23 protein-coding genes, 1 tRNA gene, 2 pseudogenes and 1 riboswitch are annotated in these 24270 nt (G+C 38.5%); of the genes and pseudogenes, 17 read left to right on the top strand and 9 right to left on the bottom strand.

What is annotated here, in order from left to right; translation table 11 throughout:
- The first annotated feature begins 95 nt into the window (after positions 1-95).
- From H3299_RS09710 to H3299_RS09690, 5 genes and pseudogenes are all read left to right on the top strand, one after another.
- Complete coding sequence (locus H3299_RS09710) at positions 96-548, top strand: GatB/YqeY domain-containing protein (RefSeq protein ID WP_182417472.1); 453 nt, start codon at positions 96-98, stop codon at positions 546-548.
- Positions 549-926: 378 nt separating this feature from the next.
- Positions 927-1532: a glutathione S-transferase family protein gene (locus H3299_RS09705; RefSeq protein ID WP_182417471.1), complete on the top strand. Its 606-nt coding sequence runs from the start codon at positions 927-929 to the stop codon at positions 1530-1532.
- A gap of 138 nt (positions 1533-1670) precedes the next feature.
- Positions 1671-2321, top strand: a pseudogene (locus H3299_RS09700) (IS1595 family transposase).
- Positions 2322-2663: 342 nt separating this feature from the next.
- Positions 2664-3002, top strand: a complete 339-nt coding sequence (locus tag H3299_RS09695; protein WP_182419727.1) for a zinc ribbon domain-containing protein YjdM — start codon at positions 2664-2666, stop codon at positions 3000-3002.
- A gap of 968 nt (positions 3003-3970) precedes the next feature.
- Positions 3971-4351 carry a DUF1090 domain-containing protein gene (locus tag H3299_RS09690; RefSeq protein ID WP_182417470.1) on the top strand — a complete coding sequence of 127 codons (381 nt, stop codon included), beginning with the start codon at positions 3971-3973 and terminating at the stop codon, positions 4349-4351.
- Positions 4352-4420: 69 nt separating this feature from the next.
- On the opposite strand, the gene H3299_RS09685 is transcribed toward H3299_RS09690, so the two are convergent.
- A complete protein-coding gene (locus H3299_RS09685; RefSeq protein WP_182417469.1) occupies positions 4421-4873 on the bottom strand; it encodes a hypothetical protein in 453 nt (150 codons plus the stop codon).
- Positions 4874-5061: 188 nt separating this feature from the next.
- Complete coding sequence (locus H3299_RS09680) at positions 5062-6519, bottom strand: alkaline phosphatase (RefSeq protein ID WP_182417468.1); 1458 nt, start codon at positions 6517-6519, stop codon at positions 5062-5064.
- A 602-nt stretch (positions 6520-7121) separates the two neighbouring features.
- Here H3299_RS09680 and H3299_RS09675 point away from each other — a divergent pair.
- Positions 7122-7196: transfer RNA gene (locus tag H3299_RS09675), tRNA-Thr, on the top strand.
- Positions 7197-7667: 471 nt separating this feature from the next.
- Here the strand turns inward: H3299_RS09675 and H3299_RS09670 are convergent.
- Together H3299_RS09670 and H3299_RS09665 are read right to left on the bottom strand one after the other, a co-directional pair.
- Positions 7668-7850: a phage tail terminator-like protein gene (locus tag H3299_RS09670; protein WP_182417467.1), complete on the bottom strand. Its 183-nt coding sequence runs from the start codon at positions 7848-7850 to the stop codon at positions 7668-7670.
- Positions 7847-8275: an HK97 gp10 family phage protein gene (locus tag H3299_RS09665; protein ID WP_182417466.1), complete on the bottom strand. Its 429-nt coding sequence runs from the start codon at positions 8273-8275 to the stop codon at positions 7847-7849. The genes H3299_RS09670 and H3299_RS09665 overlap by 4 nt, the downstream gene beginning before the upstream one ends.
- Between H3299_RS09665 and H3299_RS09660 the strand changes: the two genes are divergently transcribed.
- Complete coding sequence (locus tag H3299_RS09660; protein WP_182417465.1) at positions 8274-8765, top strand: hypothetical protein; 492 nt, start codon at positions 8274-8276, stop codon at positions 8763-8765. The genes H3299_RS09665 and H3299_RS09660 overlap by 2 nt on opposite strands.
- Positions 8766-8939: 174 nt before the next feature.
- Here H3299_RS09660 and H3299_RS09655 read toward each other — a convergent pair whose 3' ends face one another.
- Positions 8940-9518, bottom strand: a complete 579-nt coding sequence (locus tag H3299_RS09655) for a phage minor head protein (RefSeq protein ID WP_182417464.1) — start codon at positions 9516-9518, stop codon at positions 8940-8942.
- 235 nt (positions 9519-9753) lie between these two features.
- Between H3299_RS09655 and H3299_RS09650 the strand changes: the two genes are divergently transcribed.
- Both H3299_RS09650 and H3299_RS09645 read left to right on the top strand, forming a co-directional pair.
- Positions 9754-10131, top strand: a complete 378-nt coding sequence (locus tag H3299_RS09650) for a hypothetical protein (RefSeq protein WP_182417463.1) — start codon at positions 9754-9756, stop codon at positions 10129-10131.
- Between the two features lie 550 nt (positions 10132-10681).
- Complete coding sequence (locus tag H3299_RS09645) at positions 10682-10855, top strand: hypothetical protein (protein WP_182417462.1); 174 nt, start codon at positions 10682-10684, stop codon at positions 10853-10855.
- A 29-nt stretch (positions 10856-10884) separates the two neighbouring features.
- On the opposite strand, the gene H3299_RS09640 is transcribed toward H3299_RS09645, so the two are convergent.
- The 3 genes from H3299_RS09640 to H3299_RS09630 all read right to left on the bottom strand — a co-directional run bounded on the left by H3299_RS09640 (position 10885) and on the right by H3299_RS09630 (position 14249).
- Complete coding sequence (locus H3299_RS09640) at positions 10885-12012, bottom strand: HlyD family secretion protein (RefSeq protein ID WP_182417461.1); 1128 nt, start codon at positions 12010-12012, stop codon at positions 10885-10887.
- Positions 12013-12093: 81 nt separating this feature from the next.
- The gene (locus H3299_RS09635; RefSeq protein ID WP_182417460.1) at positions 12094-13803 is read right to left on the bottom strand and encodes an MFS transporter; all 1710 of its coding nucleotides are present in this window, start codon (positions 13801-13803) and stop codon (positions 12094-12096) included.
- Positions 13800-14249, bottom strand: a complete 450-nt coding sequence (locus H3299_RS09630) for a MarR family winged helix-turn-helix transcriptional regulator (protein WP_182417459.1) — start codon at positions 14247-14249, stop codon at positions 13800-13802. Before H3299_RS09630 ends, H3299_RS09635 begins: the two co-directional genes overlap by 4 nt.
- A gap of 297 nt (positions 14250-14546) precedes the next feature.
- A riboswitch (FMN riboswitch) is annotated at positions 14547-14693 on the top strand.
- Between the two features lie 53 nt (positions 14694-14746).
- Here H3299_RS09630 and H3299_RS09625 point away from each other — a divergent pair.
- Both H3299_RS09625 and H3299_RS09620 read left to right on the top strand, forming a co-directional pair.
- Positions 14747-15217: a 6,7-dimethyl-8-ribityllumazine synthase gene (locus tag H3299_RS09625; protein ID WP_182417458.1), complete on the top strand. Its 471-nt coding sequence runs from the start codon at positions 14747-14749 to the stop codon at positions 15215-15217.
- Positions 15218-15388: 171 nt separating this feature from the next.
- A pseudogene (locus tag H3299_RS09620) lies at positions 15389-16039 on the top strand (IS1595 family transposase).
- A gap of 227 nt (positions 16040-16266) precedes the next feature.
- On the opposite strand, the gene H3299_RS09615 reads toward H3299_RS09620, so the two are convergent.
- Entirely contained in the window at positions 16267-17493 is a 1227-nt protein-coding gene (locus H3299_RS09615) for an MFS transporter (protein ID WP_182417457.1), read from the bottom strand.
- 1086 nt (positions 17494-18579) lie between these two features.
- Between H3299_RS09615 and H3299_RS09610 the strand changes: the two genes are divergently transcribed.
- The 6 genes from H3299_RS09610 to H3299_RS09585 all read left to right on the top strand — a co-directional run bounded on the left by H3299_RS09610 (position 18580) and on the right by H3299_RS09585 (position 24262).
- The gene (locus tag H3299_RS09610) at positions 18580-19095 is read left to right on the top strand and encodes an Hcp family type VI secretion system effector (RefSeq protein WP_182417288.1); all 516 of its coding nucleotides are present in this window, start codon (positions 18580-18582) and stop codon (positions 19093-19095) included.
- 133 nt (positions 19096-19228) lie between these two features.
- The gene (locus tag H3299_RS09605) at positions 19229-19663 is read left to right on the top strand and encodes a hypothetical protein (RefSeq protein WP_182417456.1); all 435 of its coding nucleotides are present in this window, start codon (positions 19229-19231) and stop codon (positions 19661-19663) included.
- 4 nt (positions 19664-19667) lie between these two features.
- Positions 19668-20501: a hypothetical protein gene (locus tag H3299_RS09600; RefSeq protein ID WP_182417455.1), complete on the top strand. Its 834-nt coding sequence runs from the start codon at positions 19668-19670 to the stop codon at positions 20499-20501.
- Between the two features lie 23 nt (positions 20502-20524).
- Positions 20525-22597 (top strand): type VI secretion system Vgr family protein, encoded by a 2073-nt coding sequence (locus tag H3299_RS09595; RefSeq protein WP_210276093.1) that lies wholly within the window; start codon positions 20525-20527, stop codon positions 22595-22597.
- An 11-nt stretch (positions 22598-22608) separates the two neighbouring features.
- The gene (locus H3299_RS09590; protein ID WP_182417453.1) at positions 22609-22974 is read left to right on the top strand and encodes a PAAR domain-containing protein; all 366 of its coding nucleotides are present in this window, start codon (positions 22609-22611) and stop codon (positions 22972-22974) included.
- A 40-nt stretch (positions 22975-23014) separates the two neighbouring features.
- The gene (locus H3299_RS09585) at positions 23015-24262 is read left to right on the top strand and encodes a DUF4123 domain-containing protein (RefSeq protein WP_182417452.1); all 1248 of its coding nucleotides are present in this window, start codon (positions 23015-23017) and stop codon (positions 24260-24262) included.
- Positions 24263-24270 lie beyond the last annotated feature (8 nt).

Raw genomic sequence — 24270 nt, 5'->3', positions numbered from 1 at the left:
CATCAAATATGCTATGTATTTATATTATGGCTTCAAACTTGCTGTGAAACTGTTATAGAAGTCCCTATATTGAATTTAAAGCGGAGATTAGGCTGATGTTGCGTGAAGATATTGCTGTTGCACTTAAAAAAGCAATGATCGAAAAGGACAAAGTGCGTCTATCGACCTTGCGCTTGGTAAATGCTGCCATACAAGATCTTGATATTGCAAGACGTGGCGATGGTAAACCTGCCGCCGAGGATAGTGATGTGCAGGCCTTGCTTGCTAAAATGATTAAACAGCGTGACGAATCGGCAAAGCTTTATGATCAAGGTAGCCGTCCAGAGCTTGCAGAGATTGAGCGTAATGAAATTGCCATTATCCGTGAGTTTTTACCCCGTCAGCTTGACAGTGCAGAAATGCAAGCAGCTATCAAAACGGCTATTGCTGCAACGGGCGCTGAAAGCTTGCGTGATATGGGTAAGGTAATGGCGCAATTAAAAGAGCAATATATGGGGCAAATGGATTTTTCAGCCGCAAGCGCGATTATTAAAGAGCAATTGCAATAGTAGTTTAGTTTTTAAGGCTAGAGCTTGCTTTTCTGACATTAAAAGAAGCTACCTATCTATTTAAAAATGTGGTACCTGCCGGGGAAGATACAGCAGGTACCGTCTCGCTGTTCATTTTTATTTCCAATGTTTATAGTGCATTTTAAAAATACTGATAATAATGTAACTATAGTAGCTTATCCATTTTTACAGGGGCAAAGATAAAAAAATCAAAATTCTTTGACCGCGTGGTAAACTGCAACGCAAATTAATCCCCAACTTTTTCACCATTTGATTTTTAATATCGTTTTTCGTTGCCCACTCAACACTGCTGACAAAAACTGACACAAGTGACGCATATAGACATTTCACAACGACTTAAAAAAGAGGAAAGTTGAAATGACAAATATCCAATTTTATACCCATCCCCAATCACGCGGTTGTACTGTACGTTGGTTTTTGGAAGAGCTTGGCATTGCCTATGATGCTCATATTTTAGATTATGGCACAACTATGAAAGAACAATCCTATCTTGATATTAATCCTATGGGGAAAGTTCCAGCTATTGTCCATAATGGTAAAGTTGTAACCGAAACATCGGCAATTTGTCTTTATCTTGCTGATGCCTTTTTTGACAAGGGCTTAGCGCCAGCTTTGAGCGATCGTGCCGATTATTATCGTTGGAGCTTTTTTATTGCCGGTCCGTTTGAGGCAGCCTTTATTGATGGCTTTCGCAAATTGGAGATAAAACCAGAAGAGCGGATCATGCTTGGTTATGGTACAATTGAAGAAATGATGACAATTCTTGCCAATCACCTTAAAAATCGTGAATTTGTTGCAGGTGATAAATTTACTGCTGCAGATTGTCTTGTCGGTGCTTTTTGCGCTTTTGCCATTTTTAAGGGTGGCTTAGAAAATGAGATATTGAAGGATTATTGTCTACGCCTTAGCGAACGCCCAGCCTATAAACGGGCAAGGGCGATTGATGAAGCCTTGGTTAAATAAGCGTTTTAAATAGCTATCTATAAATACTATAAGATAGAACCAATATAGCCAAAACTCGCTAGCCTTTCAGTCTATTTGTTATTTTTGTTTTAAAATAAGGGGCTGTCCTAGATAACGTAAATTATCTAAGGTTAGCCCATGAGAAAAAGTCGTTTAAGTTGGTATAAGCAATGCAAGCTTATAGAATTATTTATAGCTGGCTCAACAGCGAGAACAGCAGCTGCTTTAGTTGGCATTAATAAAACAACTGCTGCCTATTATTTTCATCGGTTGCGATTACTGATTTATCTCCATAGCGAACATCTAGAAATGTAGACAAGTGAAATTGAAGCTGATGAGTCTTATTTTGGTGGAAGTCGTAAAGGAAAGCGTGGTCGTGGCGCCTTTGGAAAAGTACCCGTATTTGGGCTTCTAAAACGTGATGGTAAGGTTTATACCGTTCAAGTTGCCAATACTCAAAAAAATACTTTAATCCCTATTATCAAAGAGCATGTCAAGCCAGATAGCATTGTTTATACTGATACCTATCGTAGTTATGATGTTCTTGACGTCAGCGAATTCACACATTACCGTATTAATCATAGCAAATTATTTGCGGATAAGCATAACCACATCAATGGAATTGAAAATTTTTGGAACCAAGCAAAACGACATTTGAGAAAATTTAACGGCATTCCGCGCGAGAATTTTCATCTATTTTTAAAAGAGTGTGAATGGCGTTTTAATAACAGTGATCCCAAAATCCAATTTTCTATTTTAAAACAAATAGTAAAAGCGAATTTATTATAGTTATCTAGGACAGCCCGTTGTTTTAACATTAAAGCAGGGCAATTAGTTTAAAATTATCTTTGCTATAGGCGTCAAACCAAAAGCTGCACCTCACTAAAGGCGTAACCTGCAATGATAAAACCTATTTGCCCTTAAATTGCGTTGAGTTTTACCTATTTAAAAATTTTACTGTTAAAATTTGCAAAATTCTTGTATGGGTATTTTCAAAATTAGAAAAATTCAAAACTTATAATAATATTTCTTGAATAAAGAGTTTGGATAACAACCAAGCCATATAAACACATCAAAGTTTTTCATTAAGCCATGATGTATCCCTTTAGGAATGAAAATAAGGACTATATGATGAGTGAGCTTCCAGCATGCCCACAATGCAATTCAACCTATACTTATGAAGACGGTAGCAACTATATTTGCCCCGAATGTGGTAATGAGTGGAATGCATCCACCCAAAGTGGCGATAAAATTGTTGTTCGTGATGCCAATGGTACTGAGCTTAATGATGGCGACACTGTAAGTGTTATCAAAGACCTTAAAGTTAAAGGATCGTCTTCAGTGGTTAAAGTTGGCACCAAGGTAAAAAATATTCGCCTTGTTGATGGAGATCACGACATTGATTGTAAAATTCCTGGCATTGGTCAAATGGGACTGAAGTCTGAATTCGTCAAAAAAGTGCAAGACTAATTGCAATTTATTGGGGCATTTGATGCAATAGTGTCTATGCCCCAATCTCTATATTTGCAAAACTTTGCCTGATTGCGGCTGTTAGTTATGCAGCTAATAAGCATTATAGCTTTAAATGCCAACCAACTAACACCTTCATAGGCAAAAAACATCACAAAACGTCTTGCCTTCTGCAAAAACAAAAGAAAACCTCAATCGACAGCATTGTAAAGGTCAAATGGGCAAGTTGCCAACCATTCCGTATTAATAATGCGGTTAATATTCAAGTCTCGTTTAAATGCCTCTGGTGATTATATCAATACGTTAAGATTGCATCTCTACGCAACAGCTTTGCCTATGTGGAGAAGATGCATAGCTAAGTAGCGATCTCAATTCACTTTTTCTTCATCACAGCACTAGCAATAGCAAAGAGCTAACAATCATGCTATTATAAGTGACGAGGTTATCGCAGTTTGAATTGGTTTTGTCTTTTTATAATATTACATAATCATCAAATAAGATGTTTCTAATGATTTAATTCTTATAGCTAAAGTTTGTTTTCGTCATGGAAAGCTATTAAATATAATAATAGTAAATTATAATACAGTTACGTATTATTATAGTATATCATTAGATTGACTTATATTTTTTCGATATCTTGTTAAACTAGCACAACCTATCAGCATTTTAAAATATCTTTTTAAGACCCAGATACTGGCATAATTGATATATAAATTATGAGAATCATAAAAACAGCCAATTAGAAAAAAACTAATCAACAAAAAAGCTAATAAGAATAAATCAAACTATACTTGTATCATAACTGGATAAATTATGGTAAAATGAATGGAAAATGAACAAATATTCAAATTATCTTTCATTTTGTTTTTAAACTTCAATTAAAATTGGTAATTTATTAAAAATACTATTGGATTATTCTTTCGATATGGCTTATATATAAGCTATAAATAATACAAAAAGGAGTTATTATGATTAAGAAACTTATCCTTGGCTGTTCGTTGCTTTTACTCGTTCCTGCTGCTGCAAGCGCTCAAAGCGCCACTGGCGAATGTGCTATAGAAAAAGCAAACATCCAGAAGCAAATTGATTATGCCCGTCAACATGGCCATACCCATAAAATTGCAGGCCTAGAAAAGGCTTTAAGTGAAGTAAACCAGCATTGCACCGATGCAGGTCGTCGTGCAAGCAATTTACAAAAGGTTGCTGAAAAGGAACACAAAGTAGCTCAGCGCAAGGCAGAACTAGAAGACGCCAAAATGGGCGGTGATGCCAAGAAAATTGCTAAGAAGACCAAAAAGCTTGACGAAGCTGTCCGCGAACTTGAAGAAGCTCGCAGCAACGTTCGATAATTTATTAAAATCATAAAACAGTTGAGACCCCTGCATAAATTTTTATGCAGGGTTTTTTATATCAATAAACTATTTGATTGAAACGTTTTCAATCACAGGTAAGCCATCAATATGAAGGCTAATTTTATTGACATTTGATGGCGGAGCTATAAATTTTCCTTTCCACTGGCCAATACGCGGTGTTTTTGTCATATCATAACTAAAGTTCAATTTAAGATCTTGAGGCGCGGCATTTTCTGCGGCATCAAGCGGCCATTTTTGGTCACCACTGCTGATAAAAACTAGATCGCGATTGAGCTTTTCATAAATATTGGCACCACTAAATGGTTCAACCAACGTATTAAAGCGCACCTCAATTTCAACAATATCACCTTTGCGCTTAGCGCGAATAACTTCAGCTTTAGCCGTATCTTTTATAATGCTAACGCTTGGCTTTTCAGCAGCCAACACTATGCTTGTGTTGGTGCCCAATAATCCCATGATAGCTATCATTGACAACGTGAATTTACTTAACAATTTCATAATCTGCTTCCCACCTTAAGCTATTAAATAACGTAGATCCGATTATTTCCAATTCTTGCCTTCAAACGCCATTTAATCCTTTTTTAGCGATAGAGGCTTTCATACTCTTTTAAACCAATTAACCCGCCAAAGCCGGTAAAGCTTGGGCGGGCATTTCAAATATTAATGCTAGTTTAAACTATTAGGATTTACTTCCCCTGTGCTAGCGGCGTTTCTTTCAAGCCAAACGCAGCAAGAGAAGCACGAAACACATCTGTATTATCAACGTAAATCTGATTTTCTTCTGCTGCATGATAAGCAGCAAGACCAGCATCTTTTTTAGCTACATCACGGAAGAATTCTGCACCTTTACCATGAGCATAAAGCGGAACCAATTCACGTGTGTGGGTATCTGTATGCCAACGAACAAGCGGCAAAGCACCAGCGCCTTGATTGATAAGGTCGGAATAGGCAGTGCTATTGCTATCTGGTCCTTGCAACAAACCGTTACCATGATCAGTCGTTACGATGATTAGGGTTTCATCCCATGATGAATTGGCCTCAACCCACTCTGCAACCGCTTCAACCGCAAGGTTAAAATCAATTTGCTCTTCAATTAAACGCGGTAGATTATTAGCATGTGCGGCCCAATCAACCGCACCACCTTCAACCATCAAGAAAAAGCCTTTTTCATTTTTTGAAAGCACATTAAGTGCGCCTTTGGTCATGGTTGCAAGGCTTGGTTGGTTTTCAAGAGGCTGCCCCATGGCAACGCCTGGACGATTAAACTGAGTTGTTAAATGATTTTGAACTGTACCAAGAAGCTTGGTTTTATTACCAAGATCAAACTTACCTGCAGCAAGTTTTTCGAAATCCTCTTTGGTTTCGATGAGAACATAATCTGTTTCGCCGTTTTTAAGCTTATCCCAAGTGTCCTTACCACCTACATAACGATAGGCTTTATCATCCTTGGCCTCAACGGGCTTGCCTTCCTTATCGAAGTTTGGATGTCCTGCCCCCATGACAACGCTTGCCATACCAGAATTAACGATATCTTGCGCCATCGCGCTATATTCATTACGACTAGCATTATGCGAGAGAAAGCCAGCCGGTGTCGCATGAGTCCACTGCACAGTCGAAATCGAGCCCAATGAGCGACCACTTTCAACTGCGTATTCACCAATATGTTTTAGCTTGGTATCATTATTCGACCAATTAATAGCATTATTATAAGTCTTTTGTCCTGTTGCCAAAGCTGTTGCTGCAGCAGCACTATCGGTATAGTCGGTACGCGTATAGTCATAGCCTTTGAAATAACCAGGATAATTACCAAGCGATCCCTTGAATACTTCATTACTTGGTGCCGCATCCCAAAGCTCAGATGCATTGAAAGTAACTGAACCATCATTAGTTTTGGTTGGCGTATTAGACGTGTTGAGTGGATAGGTTGACATAAATGCCTTAACATCAAAATCATCATAGACCTCATGGCCAAGAGCACCATGGCGATAATAGCTTGCTGCACGCCATGTATTGATACCCGCACCATCAGTTATTAATAAGATAACGTTTTTTGCAGGTGCATCTTGCGCCATTGACGGAGAAACAGCACCGCCAAAGACAGTTGTAAGGCCAAGAGCCAAAAGTACAAGTTTATGAAGTTTCATGGAGTATCCCTTTTTGCCAGAATGTAGAATGCGGATACTGCACCTATATTTCAGTGATATGACACGTCGCTATTTTCGAACAAAAACGAGCTAATACATTAGGGCAAATAAAACTCCCAAGGTTATCAAGTAAGTTAAAGCATTTACTTATTAAAAAAACATAACTAACCTTTTGAATCTAAGTTAAAAATTTATAAGTCACTTCAAAAAATGATAAGAAAGGCTTTAAAAAATAGTTTTTAGATTTTGGGGGAACAAAAGCATGTTGCCTATCATGTATTTTGAATAACCTTTTTTCTAGCCTTGCTGATTCTTGGCATTTAAACCAGATTTATTTCAATAAAGTCCAAGGCAGCTAGGCCTTATATCGGCAGAAAACAATATTTCTGTTTATTCTATTTTCAATGCAAACTTAATTTTGGTTTAGTGATTCCTCACTTAACCGATAATTTAATTTTAGTTCCCAAATAAGCTGTCAGCAAATGCCTAGCTTGTGTATAATTTTAGCAATAAACTTAAAAAAATTAAAAAAAATAGAAAAAAATGTTAATATAAGCTTGCACAAATTGTTTTGATATGGCAAGAACCGCCCACAACAAAATGCTGTGGTAGCTCAGTGGTAGAGCACTCCCTTGGTAAGGGAGAGGTCGGGAGTTCAATCCTCCCTCACAGCACCATAAAATCAATTACTTAACTTTTAAAAGAATTTCTCTTAAGGTTCACCGAACCTGTTAAGACCAAACCCGCTTTTTTTCAATGTATTTTCAGCGGATCTTAAATAATCTGGTAAAAATCTTGCATAGACTTGTTCTATAATGGTTGTGCTCGAATGTCCTAGACTCAAAAATCATCAATTAAGATAAATGATAACGGCTACAGCGATACATATGGCTGCAAAGAAAGTATGAACCAATTTTCGTTGGGCACATCTTGTTGCGATACGCCGCCAACGTTTAAGTTTTGCAAACAAGTTTTCAATCTTATGAGGTAATTTGTAAATTGTTTTGTCAAAGCATATGGTTGTGGCTCTACCCATTAGGGAACGAAAGCAGGGTATGCCTTAAGATGATTATTCAATTACCCAGAAAGCCATTCAATAAATCTCTTGGTATATCGCCCCCATAAAAAAGCCCCACCCAAAAGCAGGGCTATTGATAATGGTCATTATTACCGATATAAACATTGCGATTGTCATTGGGTAAAAATCGCACTTCAAGATAAGTGTCTTGCGGTGGTGTAAATTCTACATTCGGGAACGCTATTTGAATATTAGGGTCAAATGCTGCCACATGCGAAAAAAGCAATTCGGGTATATCTGTTTCAATACTCATTTTTTAACGCTCGCCTTTGCTTCTTTGGTTGCTCGTTGCACTTGCATATTCCAGTTTTGCGCCGCTAGTCGCACCATGCCCACGCCTTGCCGCCCTTTTGCTCCAAACTCAACATGGGCCGCATAACTTGCCGTAAATGATGCGTAAATGGTTGAGCCAAGTGGCGCATTGGCGATTGTTAAGGCGTAAACTGGCGGACTATATGAATCTTTCTCTGCGCTGCTTGGTGGTCTTGAATTGCTTTTGATAGGGCTTAATTCGGTATTTGAAACAATCATACTTGCCCGTAAAAAGCCCGTATCAACTGGCGTTCGCTCTTGAATATCTTCGATTACATATTGCGCCGATAGCTGAAATACGGCTAACATTCGGGCGCGGGTTTGCAATACCCAATTATCAATTTGAGCTGTAAAGGATTTTTGCATGTCGAAGTACCTAGATAGAGATATTCAAAGAAATATTTTAAATGAGTTATCTGTTTGCTATCCGAACTCGATTTCTTACTCTGCGGAGATTGAAAGATCGAAGACTGTAAATTTTAGTTACTTGGAAGAATTAGGTTTGGTTAAATGCATGTGGCAGCCGGGAGACGATGATGGAGAAGGTGGCTTTGACTATTTAGACTCTGCTAAAGTCACCGCTAAAGGGTTAGATTTTCTTGCTGATGATGGTGGGTTATCGGCGATTTTAAGTGTTGTTACTGTAAAACTTCACAGCGATACGATTAAAGATTTACTAATTGCTAAAATAGAAAAAACTGATGCCGAACCAACTGTAAAAGAGCACCTTATTCAAGCGGTGAAGAAGCTTCCAGCAGAAGCCATGACACAACTATCAATGGCTGCCGTTCGGCAGGGGATTGACAATTTGCCAAACGCACTCGAATGGCTTCAAAAAATACTTCATTCTCTCTGACTGTTAAACGCTCTAGTCCGAGATAGCCAATTAAGCCATTCTTTGAATAGAACCCCACAAAGAAAGGCTTTTTATTGCAATAAGGCTCTTGCCCTACTGCTTTGGTTACATAAATGCCCAGCAATAAAGATCGGTTTTAGCCATGCGTACATTCAAACAAAATATATCATTGCGTTATTTTAACCCCTTTAAATAGTTAAGCCTGATAAACTGAATACATCGGCAATTAATTGTTTCACTGGCTGGCGCACCAAGCGAACTATCGCCGGGGTGTTTTAATTGATAGCCATCGGGGGTGGTAAACGGTGTGGTTAAGCCTTTGACTGTTTGCCCATTCATTTCTCGGTGGCTATCGCGTGTTTTACTATCCCTTGTGCATCGCCATACCCTAGTCACATCTTGTTCGGTGTATTGGGTTTTGTCTAAGGCTTGTTCCATTGCCTCTTGCTGTGACGTGTTAAGGGCTTCCAAGGCTTCCGTCCGCCCAATAGTATCGCCACGCAATTTAAGTAGCTTATCTTCATAGCGTATAAGCATCCGCGATATACTGTCTTGCGGTAATGGCTCGCCACTATTAATAGCCTTATGCACTGCGCTATCAAAACGTTTATCGCGCCGTTCTCGTTGTAAATATGCCTTGAGTAGCTTTGGATCGCCTGTTTGCAATTCATTCCGTGCATTAGCAAGAAATGATGCTTGCTGCGCTGTTAAACCAAGTAAACCACCTTCGCGCCGCTTGGTGATTGAACTCATGCGCCCCAATATATCATTCGTAATCTACACTCATTTTGTTAATTTGTTATTTTAATAATTACGGCAGGCTTTAATTACGCACTACATTCTCAAAATCTGTTCTTGAAATTAAATTACTATTGAAAAGGTTTCTAGATGTTTTAATAAAAAATGGACTTAAAGCCCCTTTATTTTTATTTTGTTTTGTGCATTTCTTATTTGCATCATTGCTTTGAAATATTAAAGAGGATCAAAAATGTTTAGAGTTTTATTGTTAAGTTTATTGCTAGTCACCCAACCGCTAATTTCTTCATCATTAGCAAATGCGCAATCCAACAATTTCAGTGCAGATAAAGCCGAAAGAACGCGTCAAATTAACAAAGCTAAGTGTGAGCAATATGCTAAAGTAGCATCCTCCTCCATGAGCCTGAGACAAATGGGCGAGCCCTTAAATAATCTGCTTGAGGGATTAAGTAGAACCAAGGTAAGTGAAGAAGCGAAGAAAAATCTAAGAACGATTATGTCTGGTGCCTATTCACACCCAATAGCTAAAACTAAAGATGGAAAACAAAAAGCAGTTAGAGATTATACAAAGACTATTGCTTCAAGATGTGTAAATGGAACATTAAAATAATTTTTAAAAAGCATTAGGCCCCTTTCATCAATATTTTACGCAACTTTGCCAAGTCCAGCATCTGCGCTGTAGTTTACAAAGCTATGAGAGCAGCGATATAAAAAAACTTGCAACAATAGTTTTAGCCGTTGTGGATTATCCATTTGCTTTATTGGCATTATCAATTTTTATTTTTGATGCCCCCATCCGCCAGTGTAAATTGTTGGCTTATTTGTTTTGCTATCCCATCATTTGCAATATATTCCGTATTTATAAAACCTCGTAAGGCTTAACAAGTAGATGGGATTGCAACACAGCAACTTTCATAAACCAAGCAAGCAATTTTTACGGAATTAGAAGATTTTAATTTTAAAAGCTTCGCAGGCATTCTCGCTGCTAGGAACAATGATTGATTTCTATATGGCGAGAAGCTTTTAGGCTTGCAAAATAGGTTAGCCGTATCGAACTAAAAAGCACGGACAATCATAAAAGCCGTGGAACCTCGATTTCGATTTTTAAAGGTTTTCGTGCCCCTAGTAGTAGTGGTACAGTAGCCCCACAAAAGCAACAAATGGTAACAGCACAAGGGCGGCTATTTGTGACAACCTCCGCGCTTGCCTTTGAAGGGGACGACAAACGCGAGGCAACAAACTGGTCACAAATAGCTGATGTGGAAATATTTCAAGATGGTATCAAAATCCAAAAACGCACAGCCTCTAAATTACTTGTTCATTACCAAATTTGAAATGAACAAGTAATAACATAAAGTCTAACCTATTTAGCTTCCGGTGTGGTGGAGTTTTCCGGTAACTCGGCAGGAATATGGGTTAAATCACCATTAAAATTAGTAATTTGTTCCTTTCCCGGCTTGGATGTATCAACATGCACCATAACCGACATGCCAGGCGCTAAACGGTCAATACCCTTTTGGTCTGGATCAATTTCGATACGCACAGGAATGCGCTGTGCGACTTTGGTGAAATTACCCGTTGCATTATCTGGTTTTAAAACTGAAAATTCAGAACCAGCAGCCGGTGAAAAACGTGTGACAACACCTTTCATTTCCATATTATTCAAAGCATCAACGGTAAAACTTGCCGGTTGTCCCACCTTCATATTAGCAAGTTGAGTTTCCTTATAATTGGCAACCACCCAAACATCATCTGGTACAACCGCCAATAATTGCGTACCAATTGCAACATATTGGCCAAGCTTTGCCCCAACCTCGCCAACGCGGCCATTGCGTGGCGAGTAAATATTGGTGTGGTCAAGGTCGATCTGCGCTAGCGCTACTGCAGCTTCAGCGCCATTAACATCAGCTTCAAGCCCTTTGCGGGCAACAATAATGGTTTGCAAATCTTGTTTTGCAACGTCAAGCCCTGCATCTGCCTGCTCCTTGGCGGCAGTTGCTTGGTCAAGTGCTGCGCGCGCGCTATCGGCATCACTTTGGGTAGAAACGCCGCGCTGTGTCAAAGGCTCAATACGTTGCCAATTTAACTCTGCCTTATGAAGACCAGCTTTCGCACTTGCAATTTGCGCCTCAGCCGATAAAATTTTGGCATTAGCCGATTTTTCTTGTTGGAAAGAATTGGCAAGGGCTGCCTTTTTTGATGCTAAACTTGCCTCTGCCTGCTCTAATTTTTGTTTATAAATACGGTCATCAATACGGATTAGCAGTTGCCCTTGGGCAACTTTTTCATAATCCTTAACTGCAACTTCAGCAATATTGCCTGTCACTTGCGGACTTAAAACGGTTACAAAACCACGCACATAAGCATTATCCGTGGTTTGCACCGCAGACGCAAAAGGCGGCAATTGCCATGCATAAAGAATCCCGAGGCCGCCTGCGACACCGGCAACAATTGCAACGATCGATGCTTTTGATCTAAGAAAGGTAATCATATTTCAATCTCTAATTTTGCCTATCGTCTTTCGATATTTTATAAATTAAGCCTTTATTCTGCACAGATTAAAAGCCATTTGTTAATTTGTGGGAACTTGTAGTTCACCATTTTTTTCAATTTTTTGCTGTTCTCGCTTTTCAGCCAATCGCCGTGAAACATCATTCCAGACGATCCGGCAAAGTAAAAATGCCAATAAAGCCAAGGCGATGCAGGAATAAATGCGAAAAACATCATTATAAGCCAAAATATTCGCTTCTAATGTGGCTTGTTTGGCAAGCGTTGCTAGGCCTTCTGCATTTAACAATGTTGGGTCGGTTAAAACTTGCGCATAAGGCGCAGATAATTGTTGTACACGCCCAGCCACCATAGGATTACTCAAAATAATTTGCTGATTAATCATATTAGAATGATATTTTTCAAACATAATTTGCAAACTACCAAAAAATGCCGAACTCATTAAACCGCCCGTACTTTGCGTAAATAAAAATACTGCAATAAAGCTCAAAATATATTTGGGTCCACGGGCAAGAGCCGATGCCAAGCCCTTATACATTGATGGCGGCAAGAATAAGCCAGCCCCCATGCCGATCATTGCTTGGCTCCAATACATTTCCTCTGGTCGTGTCAGGTTAGTTGCATGACTATCTAGCCATGAGCCATAGGCCAGAAGAATGAGCGCAGCGATATGGAAAATGTCTTCACGCCCTGGCTTTAGGAAAAATGCGCATAACAAACCGCCAACAATAGTACCAGCGATGACATGCAAATAAAGCGGTACAAGCTCCCTATTCAACAAACCAAACAAATTAAAGAAATTGGCTGCTATAGTTGATTGCTCGGAAAGCAAGACACGAAAAATCAATAAAATAATCGCTAAATGCAACATATCGCGCGAAAATAACCAACGCAGATCAATAAGTGGATTTTTACGGTTAAGTTCGATAATTGCCCCAATAACGATGAATATGCCTGCAAAAAACAAACACCAACCCATCCATGGCGCTTCACGCCACCAATAAAGCCGACCAACCGGCATAATTGCTGCATTAATACCAAGCCCTAAAGCGAAAAAAGAATAGCTTACGACATCTAGCTTTTCTAAAACTTTGGCGCGAGGCATTGGCGTTAAGGGTAAATAAAAGATAAGACCAACACCAATAAGTGCAAGGCTTATTTCCAGCATATAAAGCCCATGTAAACCGCCATTATCCATCAAAAATGGTGAAACAATACGCGACAACGGCATGTTCAGTGATACATTTAACAGATTAAGGCTTAGACCAATAGTTTGTTTTTTAGCAGGCGCAAAAGCTTCAATCATATACATGAACGCAATAGACGACATGGGAGCTGCAGCAACGCCGCCAAAAAAGCGAACAATCAACGCGCTATTAAAGTCTGATACAAATAATTGCATCACTGACACGAGAACTAAGCAAATAATCGATAATTCGGCAAAATTGCGTAAACCATATTGGGTCCGAATTTTAATCAATAATATCGCAAAGCTAACATTAGGTGCCATATAGGCGCCCATAAGCCAAGCGGTTTCAATCGGTGTTGTATGAAAATAGCCTTGTAATTGTGGAATATTAGCCTGAATAACATTCATGCCAAAGCCTTGCGCCCATGAAAGAATGGTTGCGGCAAAAATATAAAGCAGCGAGCGCGGCCAAGCAAAAGCAAATATCTTGCCAACCTTATAGGGAGGCATAGGCTGATCTTGGGGAACAGGTGGGACATTCACAGCTTTCGCTTCATTATTTGCTGTTTTAGCCTCACCACTCATGGCATACACCGCTTTTCGCCAATATGGGCTGCCATATGTTTTAAAATTTCAATCCCCTCATCCAGTTTGTCTGGCATGATGCCAAACAACAATTCATTGCGTAAAGCTGCACTATGGCTTTCCAACTCCTCAACAATTGCCTTACCACCAACAGTTAAATGAATAGTATTTGCACGCCGATTACCTTGCGCAACCGCTCTTGCGACCAATCCTTGCTCTTCTAACGCATCGATTAATCGCACCATACTAGCATTTTCAATATCCAATTTTTCAGCAAGTCCTTTTTGATAAACACCATCGCTTCGACTCAAAGCAAGCAAAGTGCGGGCGCGCGCAAGGGTTAAACCACGAGTTCGGGCATAACTATCGAAAAGAACAGGAATTTTTCGGCTGACTTTCAAAAGTAAATCAATGAATTCAGCCTGTTTTTCTGGTGTAGTTGTCATATTGCTATATTCATGTAGGAGGCTAACTATTACCGTGCTTATATATTTATCCTTTGCTATTTTCAATAATCAAACATGCTTCTCACATAAGAGTGACCTCATCATAATTTAGCGATTACTTAATCTTAAATTCCTTAGCGCCTTACGACGCCTGCAAATCTGCTTAACTGCATTTATTTAACCTCTGTAATTTTATTGTATTTGAGTAAACCACCACCCTATGACAATTATGTTATTTTGAAACGGTTTTAATAGACAAGCAGTGACAATTTTGCTTAAAACAATTTTGCAATAATGCATGTTTCTCAGGGCGGGGTGTAATTCCCCACCGGCGGTATGGGGTAAAACCTGAGCCCGCGAGCGCTTTTGTTTTTAAAACAAAAGGTCAGCAGATCTGGTGAGATGCCAGGGCCGACGGTATAGTCCGGATGGAAGAGAATCGCAGTGGTCGCAGTAGTGGCTGCTGCTGTTTGCCCTGTTTCAATTGGAGTTGTCCTATGAATCAGAGTAATGAAACACAAAAAGCTTTAAAAATCGCCTTTATTGCGGCTCGTTGGCACGCTAATATTGTTGATGAAGCCTATAAGGGGTTTGCAAGCCGCATCGCTGAAAATGCGCCAGAATTAAACCAGATTGAAAAATTTGATGTACCCGGTGCTTTTGAAATACCGTTACTTGCCCAAAAGCTTGCTCGCACAGGGCAATATCATGCAATTGTAGCATCAGGTTTTGTGGTTGACGGTGGTATTTACCGACATGACTTTGTAGCAAGCGCCGTTATTGATGGCTTGATGCGCGTCCAACTTGATGAAAATGTTCCCGTCTTTAGTGTTGTTTTAACACCTCACCACTTTCACGAAACGGCCTTTCATGAAAAAATCTTCTTTGACCATTTCACCCAAAAAGGACAAGAAGCTGCCGATGCTTTAATTATGTTACATCAAACCAATAAGAAAATTCCTGCATAATGCAAAAAAATGCTAGAGCGCGTCTGTTTTAAGTATAATCTTATCGTGCTCTAGCGTAATAAACATATTGTGCCTTGAGAGGCTAAATCACAAAACAATTGCCAGCCTTTCTAAATACAACATTATTTTAAGGGGCTGTCCTAGATAACAGAAGTTATGTAGGATTAATCCATGAGGAAAAGTCGTTTAAGTTGGTATAAGCAATGCAAACTTATTGAATTATTTATAGTAGGTTCTACAACAAGAACAGCAGCTGCTTTAGTTGGCATTAATAAAACAACTGCTGCCTATTATTTTCATCGGTTGCGATTACTGATTTATCTCCATAGCGAACATCTAGAAATGTAGACAAGTGAAATTGAAGCTGATGAGTCTTATTTTGGTGGAAGTCGTAAAGGAAAGCGTGGTCGTGGCGCCTTTGGAAAAGTACCCGTATTTGGGCTTCTAAAACGTGATGGTAAGGTTTATACCGTTCAAGTTGCCAATACTCAAAAAAATACTTTAATCCCTATTATCAAAGAGCATGTCAAGCCAGATAGCATTGTTTATACTGATACCTATCGTAGTTATGATGTTCTTGACGTCAGCGAATTCACACATTACCGTATTAATCATAGCAAATTATTTGCGGATAAGCGTAACTACATCAATGGAATTGAAAATTTTTGGAACCAAGCAAAACGACATTTGAGAAAATTTAACGGCATTCCGCGCGAGAATTTTCATCTATTTTTAAAAGAGTGTGAATGGCGTTTTAATAACAGTGATCCCAAAATCCAATTTTCTATTTTAAAACAAATAGTAAAAGCGAATTTATTATAGTTATCTAGGACAGCCCCAAATTTTATTGCAAATTTTAATGGTAATGTATTTGTAGCGCAAATGCGCTGCCTTTATAGAATTTCGAGTATCTGGATTTAAAAATATTGTCAAATAGTGGCCCTTATTGATTAATCGTCCAGAAACTCTTCTTGTGCTTAAAGCTGATCAATAGTATTTTTTATTTGCTGAGCGGTTCGAGGCGCAAGCTCTATCGCATGTTGCAAATTTTAAGTTTTACTTACTCCCTCAGCTTCCTTTTTTATGTAAAAGCACAAAATTAAAGCAAGAAAAAGCAAACAGCTTGTAAAGATTATTACCGTTGTCCAGCCGCCTTTAAACCAAAACCAACCGCCAAAAGCACCGATAAAGCTTGAACCCATATAATAAAACAAAAGGTAAAGCGCAGATGCGTGTCCTTTAGCACCTATAGCTATGCGCCCAACCCAAGTACTTGCAACCGTATGTGCCGTAAAAAAGCCTATCGTTATCAAGGTGATACCCAAAATGAAGATATTAAGCGATGTGCTTAAGGTACAAATTAGCCCTAAAAATAATATAAAAACTGCTGCAATGAGTAAATTGCTACGTGGATATTTTTCAGTAAGGCTACCAGCGATAGGTGATACTATCATACCAGCAATAAAGCTTAAAAAAATAAATCCAATTTGTGTAGGGCTAAGGTTAAATGGTGGAGTTGATAGACGAAAATTAGCATAATTCAAAATGGCAACAAAAACACCAAAAATCAAAAATATATAGCAAAAAATTAATAAAAGTTGCTTGGAGCCAATATGACCAAACCAGGCATGGACATGATGGCGAACGTCAAAGCCCTTATGGCGGATAAAACGGTGGGGAACAGGCAGCAAGATGTAAAAGGCAAGGGCAGCAAGAAAATCAATAATACCGATAATTGCAAGCGCGCCATGCCAATCAAACCATTCGATCAAAATGCCCATGCCCACCCGACCCATCATTCCGCCAAAGGCTGTGCCGCCAACATAAAGCCCCATGATTTTACCAAGGCCTTTGGGCGAGATTTCTTCAGCCAAATAAGCCATGGCAACGGCAGGGACACCGCCTAGCATAATACCTTCTAAAGCGCGGGCGGTAAGTAGCCAGTGCCAGCTTGGTGCAAATGCTGCCGCAAGATTACATAAGGCTGCGCCAAGCATCGAACATGCCATAAGGCCTCGTCGCCCTAAAGCTTCGGAAAAAGCACTTGATAGCAAAATTGAAATTGCTAAAAAACCGGTTGAAAGTGATAAAGCAAGTGAACTTTCAGCAGGTGTCACATTAAAATGATTGGCAAATGATGGTAATAAAGGTTGCACGCAATAAAGCAGTGAAAAGGTAACAAAGCCTGCAAAAAACATTGCAAGACTAATGCGATGAAAAGCTTTTGTCGTTGGCAGTACGCCGTCGTCATTTTTAGGTGTCGTTAAATTGTTCATGTTTTATTTTTTGCATTTTTGATTATTATCGGGGTTCGATTTGTCTCATCAAAGATAATTTTTGAGCAAAAATCAAAATAATAATTCGTGATCATCAATTATTTTATGAATATTAACTGGCATTGAGCTAGGGGCAGGACTCATTAATTAAAAAAACAAGTACAATAAACTGCAAAAATATAGAATTTTGACAAAAGGGGAGGAAAGCAAAAAGTGGGTGGTATAAACATTTGAGCTTTGCGACGCTATAGATTACGGATGTTTTAGCGCCCTTTCAGGATATGGCAAATTTTCGCAATAACTTTGTCGAAGAGCCTTGAAATTATTCATATTTGGGGCGGCTCTTCTCACATTTAATCTTTGGGTTCTTACAAAATTTCCTCATACCATTGCGTTCAAATTAAATGGTACAGCTCCTTTTTTATATTCCGTGTATCGTGATGACGAATAATTGTCGTTTAGTTACAGCTTGAATTTTGTATTTTTTAGGAGCTGCTATTCCTAAAATTGTTTCGCAAAGGATCATGTTGCAAAAGTTCATAGTCCTATAATGCAATTTAAAGAAAATATTTGTGTCCACTCATTGTTGATAGGCGAAAAATTTTATTCGTTTTCTATTATTTTTGAGTCACTCAAAAATCATTTGATAAATATCAAGGATTTTTTATATTAGAGTATTAATAACATTCTAATTACTGCAAAAAATTGCAGTCGACTGCAATTTTTTGCAGTCGGGTGTTTTTCTGTTTGTTTTCTTATGGTTAGGTGCAATTTTAGCTGTTTGCGGCCAAAAAAGACTGCAATTTTTTGCAGTTATTAGTATCTGCTAAACATTGCATGTATGGCAGCTATAATTTAATTTTCTTTTTACTTTCAATCATTTGTTATTTTATTTTTGTTATTTCTCCGAGTTGGCATGAAACTTGCTTAGTATTTGGTGTGGGCAAGGGTTTTCATTTCTCCTTTGAACTTTCTTTGCTCACAGGACTGTTGGCTACCATCATTTTAAGCTCTCAATTGAGGGGGATTTAAGTGCCGTCAGTTTTTAAAATGTAAGTTTGTTTGTTTATATAAAAGGATAAAGAAATGCCAACACCAGCCTATATTAAAATCGAAGGTACAACACAGGGTCCAATCACTCAAGGTGCAGCGTCTGAAGATTCAATCGGCAATATCTGGCAAGAAGGCCATGAAGACGAAATCCTTGTTCAGGCCATTGATCATGTTGTAACCATTCCTCGTGATCCACAATCTGGTCAGCCTTCAGGTCAGCGCGTCCATAAGCCTTTCAAGTTCACAGCAGCTTTGAGCAAAGCAACCCCTTTGCTTTATAATGCGCTTACTTCAGGCGAAATGCTCAGCACCTGTGAAGTTAAATGGTATCGCACCAGCACATCAGGTAAGCAAGAGCATTTCTTCACCACCAAGCTTACCGATGCGATCATTGTTGATATTGATTGCAACATGCCTCATTGCCAAGACCCAAAAAATGCAGACTTTACCCAATTGGTAACAGTGTCTTTAAGCTATCGTAAGATTGAGTGGGAACATGCAGTTGCAGGCACGTCAGGTGCTGACGATTGGCGTGCGCCTAAGGTTTAAGCCATTAGGCAAGGGATGAAGCGTTTATATGGGGTTAAAAAATAAACGCTTCACTTTTGCTCGTTTTTTTATAAATATAAAATATAAGAATAAAAATCGGCATTATTAAAATTTGAAAAAGATTGGCGAGGTGATGTATTTATTCAAATATATTATACTATTATTACTTATTTTAATAACTACTTTTGCATGTTTTTTCTCTTTAGCGCTAATACCTATATTGGAAGAAGGAGTTAAAAAGAATACTTTTTATGCTTTATTTTTACCAGGGGATTTAAAAAAGTTTCCAATCCCTCCAAAGGTTGGCGATGAGGATGTCACTATGTTTTATCAAATGTTTGAAGTAATAAGCTTTAGCCAAAGAACCATCAATTATTCTACAAGTATGAAACAAGTTGAAATAATTGATTTCTATAATAAAAAATTTAAATTAAAATCATGCGAAAATAAAATTGATCCATATAATAATAAATATACACAATGTTCATATTCAGGTGACTACCAATATGAATTTTTTATTAAAAAAAATGGCGACCTTATTAATTTACAAATAAGCTGGGGAGAGTAATATTATGTCTACTAAAGCTCAAATTAAACAATCTTTTAAAAGAGATGGTACAGAATATAACCAAATCGAATACTCGTGTAATTGTGGGTGGCTAGATTTTACACACCTTTATCCAGGAAGCGACAACGATCCCCATAAAGGCGCTGTAAATTTATGGAACCAAATTAAAAATGGAGATTCACAACCACCAGCTAAAGCTTATTATTGTGGTGGTGCGGACCAGGTATTGGGTCAATATCGTACGGGGGTACGCATGGGGTGCAGACACGATAATTTAGCTCGCTTCAAGGATACTACACCTTGGCTTGGAAATAAAGAACGAACAGGCTTTCGCGTAATTTTTAAAATGGATATGGGTGCTAATTTTTATAAATTTAGGCCTCGGATTTTAAGACAACAAGAGTATCTTGTCAGATATGGCTTAACCATTGAGCAAAAAAAAAGAGTTGCTATTAGTATTTTTATGGAAATTAGCAAAAGATTTGAAGATTTACAAGGGTATGTTCCACTTTCAAGAGATAGCAGTTTTAGTAAAGAAGATCTTGTCTCTAATATAATTGGTTTTTATATTGCAATTGGCCATGTACGATATGAAGATGTTCGAAGTATATGTGGCATAGTCCCACCCGAAATAGCTGAACTTTTATGGCCTGAAGATGGTCTAGGTTCTACAAATAATAAAAACTATAGGTTTGAACCATTTTTTGAACAGGACAAAATATCTGGCTTGGAGAATAATCCATGTGCCGGCGAACCAATAAAATTTCCTTCTATATTTCAAACAATTAAACCAATTGATTTAGGAATATTACATATGCACATGCCTAACTGGAGTTAGTCAATATCTTATAAGGAATGAATATGTTAGATCAAACTCAAGATTTATTTTTTACTTTTGAATCCGACGGAATACCAGATGGCCAATTTGTAGTAACGAGTTTTATGGTTGAAGAAGCGATGTCATCGCTATACTACATTAATATCCAATTAGCTTCTCGTAATTCTACACATGATCTATCTTCTTTAATCGACAAACCTGCAGTTCTTGCAATTTTTGATCGTTCTTTTAAAGAGCCTCGTTATTTTCATGGTATTGTTTCATCTGCAGTTCGTGGCGATAGAGGTCATGCATTTACGGGTTACACCGTTACTTTAATGCCTATCTTACATCGTTTAAGATTTGGCTCTGATAACCGTATTTTTCAACAACAAAATGTTGTTGATATTGTAGATACGATTTTGAAAGAACATGGTATCGAAAAGGTAAAATGGCAGATAAGAAAAAATCATATTGCAAGAGAATATGCTACTCAATATCATGAAACACATCTTGCATTTATTGACAGAATCTTAGCCGAAGAGGGAATATCTTATTTCTTTGAACATGAGAAGAATGAACATATATTAGTTCTGGGGGATTCTACATTAGTTGGAAATGACGTAAAAAATGATCAAATACTTGAATATAATTCTTTATCAGGTGGAAATACGTATCATCATTATGTCAATCAATTTTCGTGGCGCGAAGAAGTAACTGTATCGCAAGTTCGACAAAGAGATCATTTTTTTAAAAATCCGGTTCATAATTTCGAAACATCTCAAAATACAGAGAATGCTAAAGGCTTACAGCAGCCACTTTCCATTTATAATTATCCTGGCCGTTATAAGTCGGATGCCGTGGGCAAAGATTTTACACGCTATAAGTTAGAAGCTTATCGTAGCAATGCATCTGTAGGTAGTGGTTCTGGGAAGTGCCAATATTTATCGCCAGGTTTTTGTTTCTCATTAAAAGAACATTATGATGACGCCTTAAATCAACGTTATTTTTTAGTATCAGTTAGTCATTCTGGAACGCAACCAGGTTCATTGGAGGAATATGGTGATGGCAGTGGTACATTCATAACCACTGGCTTCCATTGCATTCCAAGTACTACTCCTTGGCGATCGGCTTTATTTCCCAAACCCATTGTTGAAGGTCCACAAATGGCAATTGTTGTGGGGCCAGAAGGCGAAGAAATATTTTGTGATGAATACGGCCGTGTAAAAGTCAGTTTCCCTTGGGATCGTTATAGTAAAAGTAACGAACATTCGAGTTGTTGGATACGAATAGCAACAGATTGGGCCGGAGGAAGATGGGGACAAATCGCTATTCCTCGCATTGGTCAGCACGTAATTGTTGATTTTCTTGAAGGTGATCCAGATCAGCCTATTATTACAGGTCGGGCATATAACGAAGCAAATAGAGCTCCAAATAAACTCCCTGATTTTAAAACTCGGATGATTATTCAATCTAAAACCCATAAGGGGGACGGATTTAATGAATTACGCTTTGAAGACGAAATGGATCAAGAAGAAGTTTGGCTTCATGCAGAAAAATATTTAAATACCGTAGTTAAGGATAATGAAACATGGCAAATCGGCGCTAATCGTCATAAGCGCGTTGATGGCTCACAGTCGGAAAGTGTTGGTGGCTCAAAAGATATTGAAGTTTCTGGCTCGCACACCGAAGTCATTGCCGGTTCTATGAGCCTTAAGGTTGAAGGCTGCAAAAAACATGAAGTTTTGGGCGATGAAATGTCAATTATTCATGGCGAACAAGCTGATCTTATCAAAGGTAATTGGACTAAGCGGGTTGAGCGCAATATTCGCATCGAGAGTGAGGCGCATCAGCAATATAAGGCACCAGGGACAATCTTTGTGGATGGTGGTGATAAAGTTGTTATCCGTGCAGGGTCAGTGATCTCGTTAAATGTCGGCGGCAATTTTATTCGCATTGATGATAGCGGCATTATTATTGAAGGCACAGTGGTTAATGTCAACACTGGTGCCGGCTCACCAGCCAAGGGCATGGAAGTGCCAATGATTGAGCCACAAGAAGCCGATAAATATCAAGGTCCATATGCTGAGCGCTATGAACGCTCTTATAAGAAATAGGGAGAGAAGCTATGGGATTACCAGCCGCACGATTAGGCGACATTGGTTCGGGGCATGCTTGTCATTTTCCGCCATCACCAGCCATTGAAGGCAGTCCAAATGTGATTATCAATGGCAGACCTGCGGTGCGTAAGGGCGATGCCTATGCTGCTCATGGGTGTTCAACCTGTCCATCACCACCACATGGGAGAAAACTTGCAGCAGGTTCGCCAACAGTCTTCTTTAATGGTCGACAGGCTGGGCGGATTGGCGATCCTATTGATTGCGGCGGTGTTGATGCAACGGGAAGCCCCAATGTGTTTATTGGCGCATCAAGCCCGCCTGGAACACGCAAGCCTTTCCGTGAAAAATGCCCCTATGCTCATGAGGCTGAATAGAGCGGTTAATGAATGGTGGTTGTTTGAAGGATAAGATCGCATGGCAAGTGATGACAAAAGGATAAAATATTCAGATTCACCCTTTGCACCTGATTGGGCAAGGGCACCTGAAAAACGTGGCGATGTCATCACCAGCTTTGGCAAGCCAATACCTGAGGCTGAAGACAATCCGCATCTTGACTTTGGCAACCAAGAAAACAGTGCCTCAAAAGTTAAAAACGATGAAGCTGCAGATCAACCATTTAAGCCCACAGTTGAGCAGATTGAAGAAATCCTATGGCAAGATGCCAATGATGATATTAATGTTTACTGCATTATGGATGGCTATTGGGCAGAGGGGCTTTATGGGCGGTTACTTACCAGTGATGATATCTCATGGGCGCATATGTTCCAAGGTGATGTTGCAACCCGAAATATCCAGCAAGCACCGTTCATCATTGCGTTAAAACGCGGCCATAAGCTTACCAAATGGTTGATTGAAGAAGGTTGGGGGCAAGGTTGGGGTATTTACTTTACCGCTAGCACCCACAAAGCCCAACTTCTCTATGGCAATCCCTGTATCAACGACAAACGCTTTTTACCATCAAATGAAGAGCAATTAAAGCTTGGCAACCTCACCAAAGGACCTGAAGACCCATTATGGAAAATGCGCCGCCACTTCAGGCAATTCTCTGATGTATATTTAGAGAGTGAAAACAAAATCGTCGATTTTAGATATTATGATCCGAATATATTATATTATATGCTTAATTTTATGAACAAAAAATTCTTTTATAATTTTACACATAGTATTAATCAATTTTACGCTTTTAAAGCTACGAATGATGTTAATTATATATTTTCTAATTTTGCGAAAGAAGCATTTGAATTTACCTCGGTATATTTTACAAATGAATGTAAATATTCAAAAACAAAGGTTATTTCATCTAATAGAGATGAGGGTGTGATTAGCACCTTTTATACAGTAAGCAATAAAGAGTATGGAAAAATTACAGACTATCTTAAAAATAAATACATATATGAATTAAGAAATGAGATACTCAAATATCAAGGTAATTTTAATAAATTCAAGTATATTATTTATGAAAATTACTTTAAAAAATTAAAAGATTTAGAAAAATACAATATCAACAATGTTGTTAATTTAAAAAATGTCATCATTTGCTGTTGCGCATATGGTTATGATTTTCCTCAAAATAGTTCAACAGCTCTAGAACATCTATTAAAGATAAAAGAAAAAAATGAATATGATGTTACAATCGAAAACTGGGTAGAATTATCTAAATAAAAAGGAAT

The organism is Bartonella sp. HY038 (assembly GCF_014117425.1).
Taxonomy (GTDB): Bacteria; Pseudomonadota; Alphaproteobacteria; order Rhizobiales; family Rhizobiaceae; genus HY038.
This window is presented reverse-complemented; position numbering and strand designations above follow the sequence as displayed.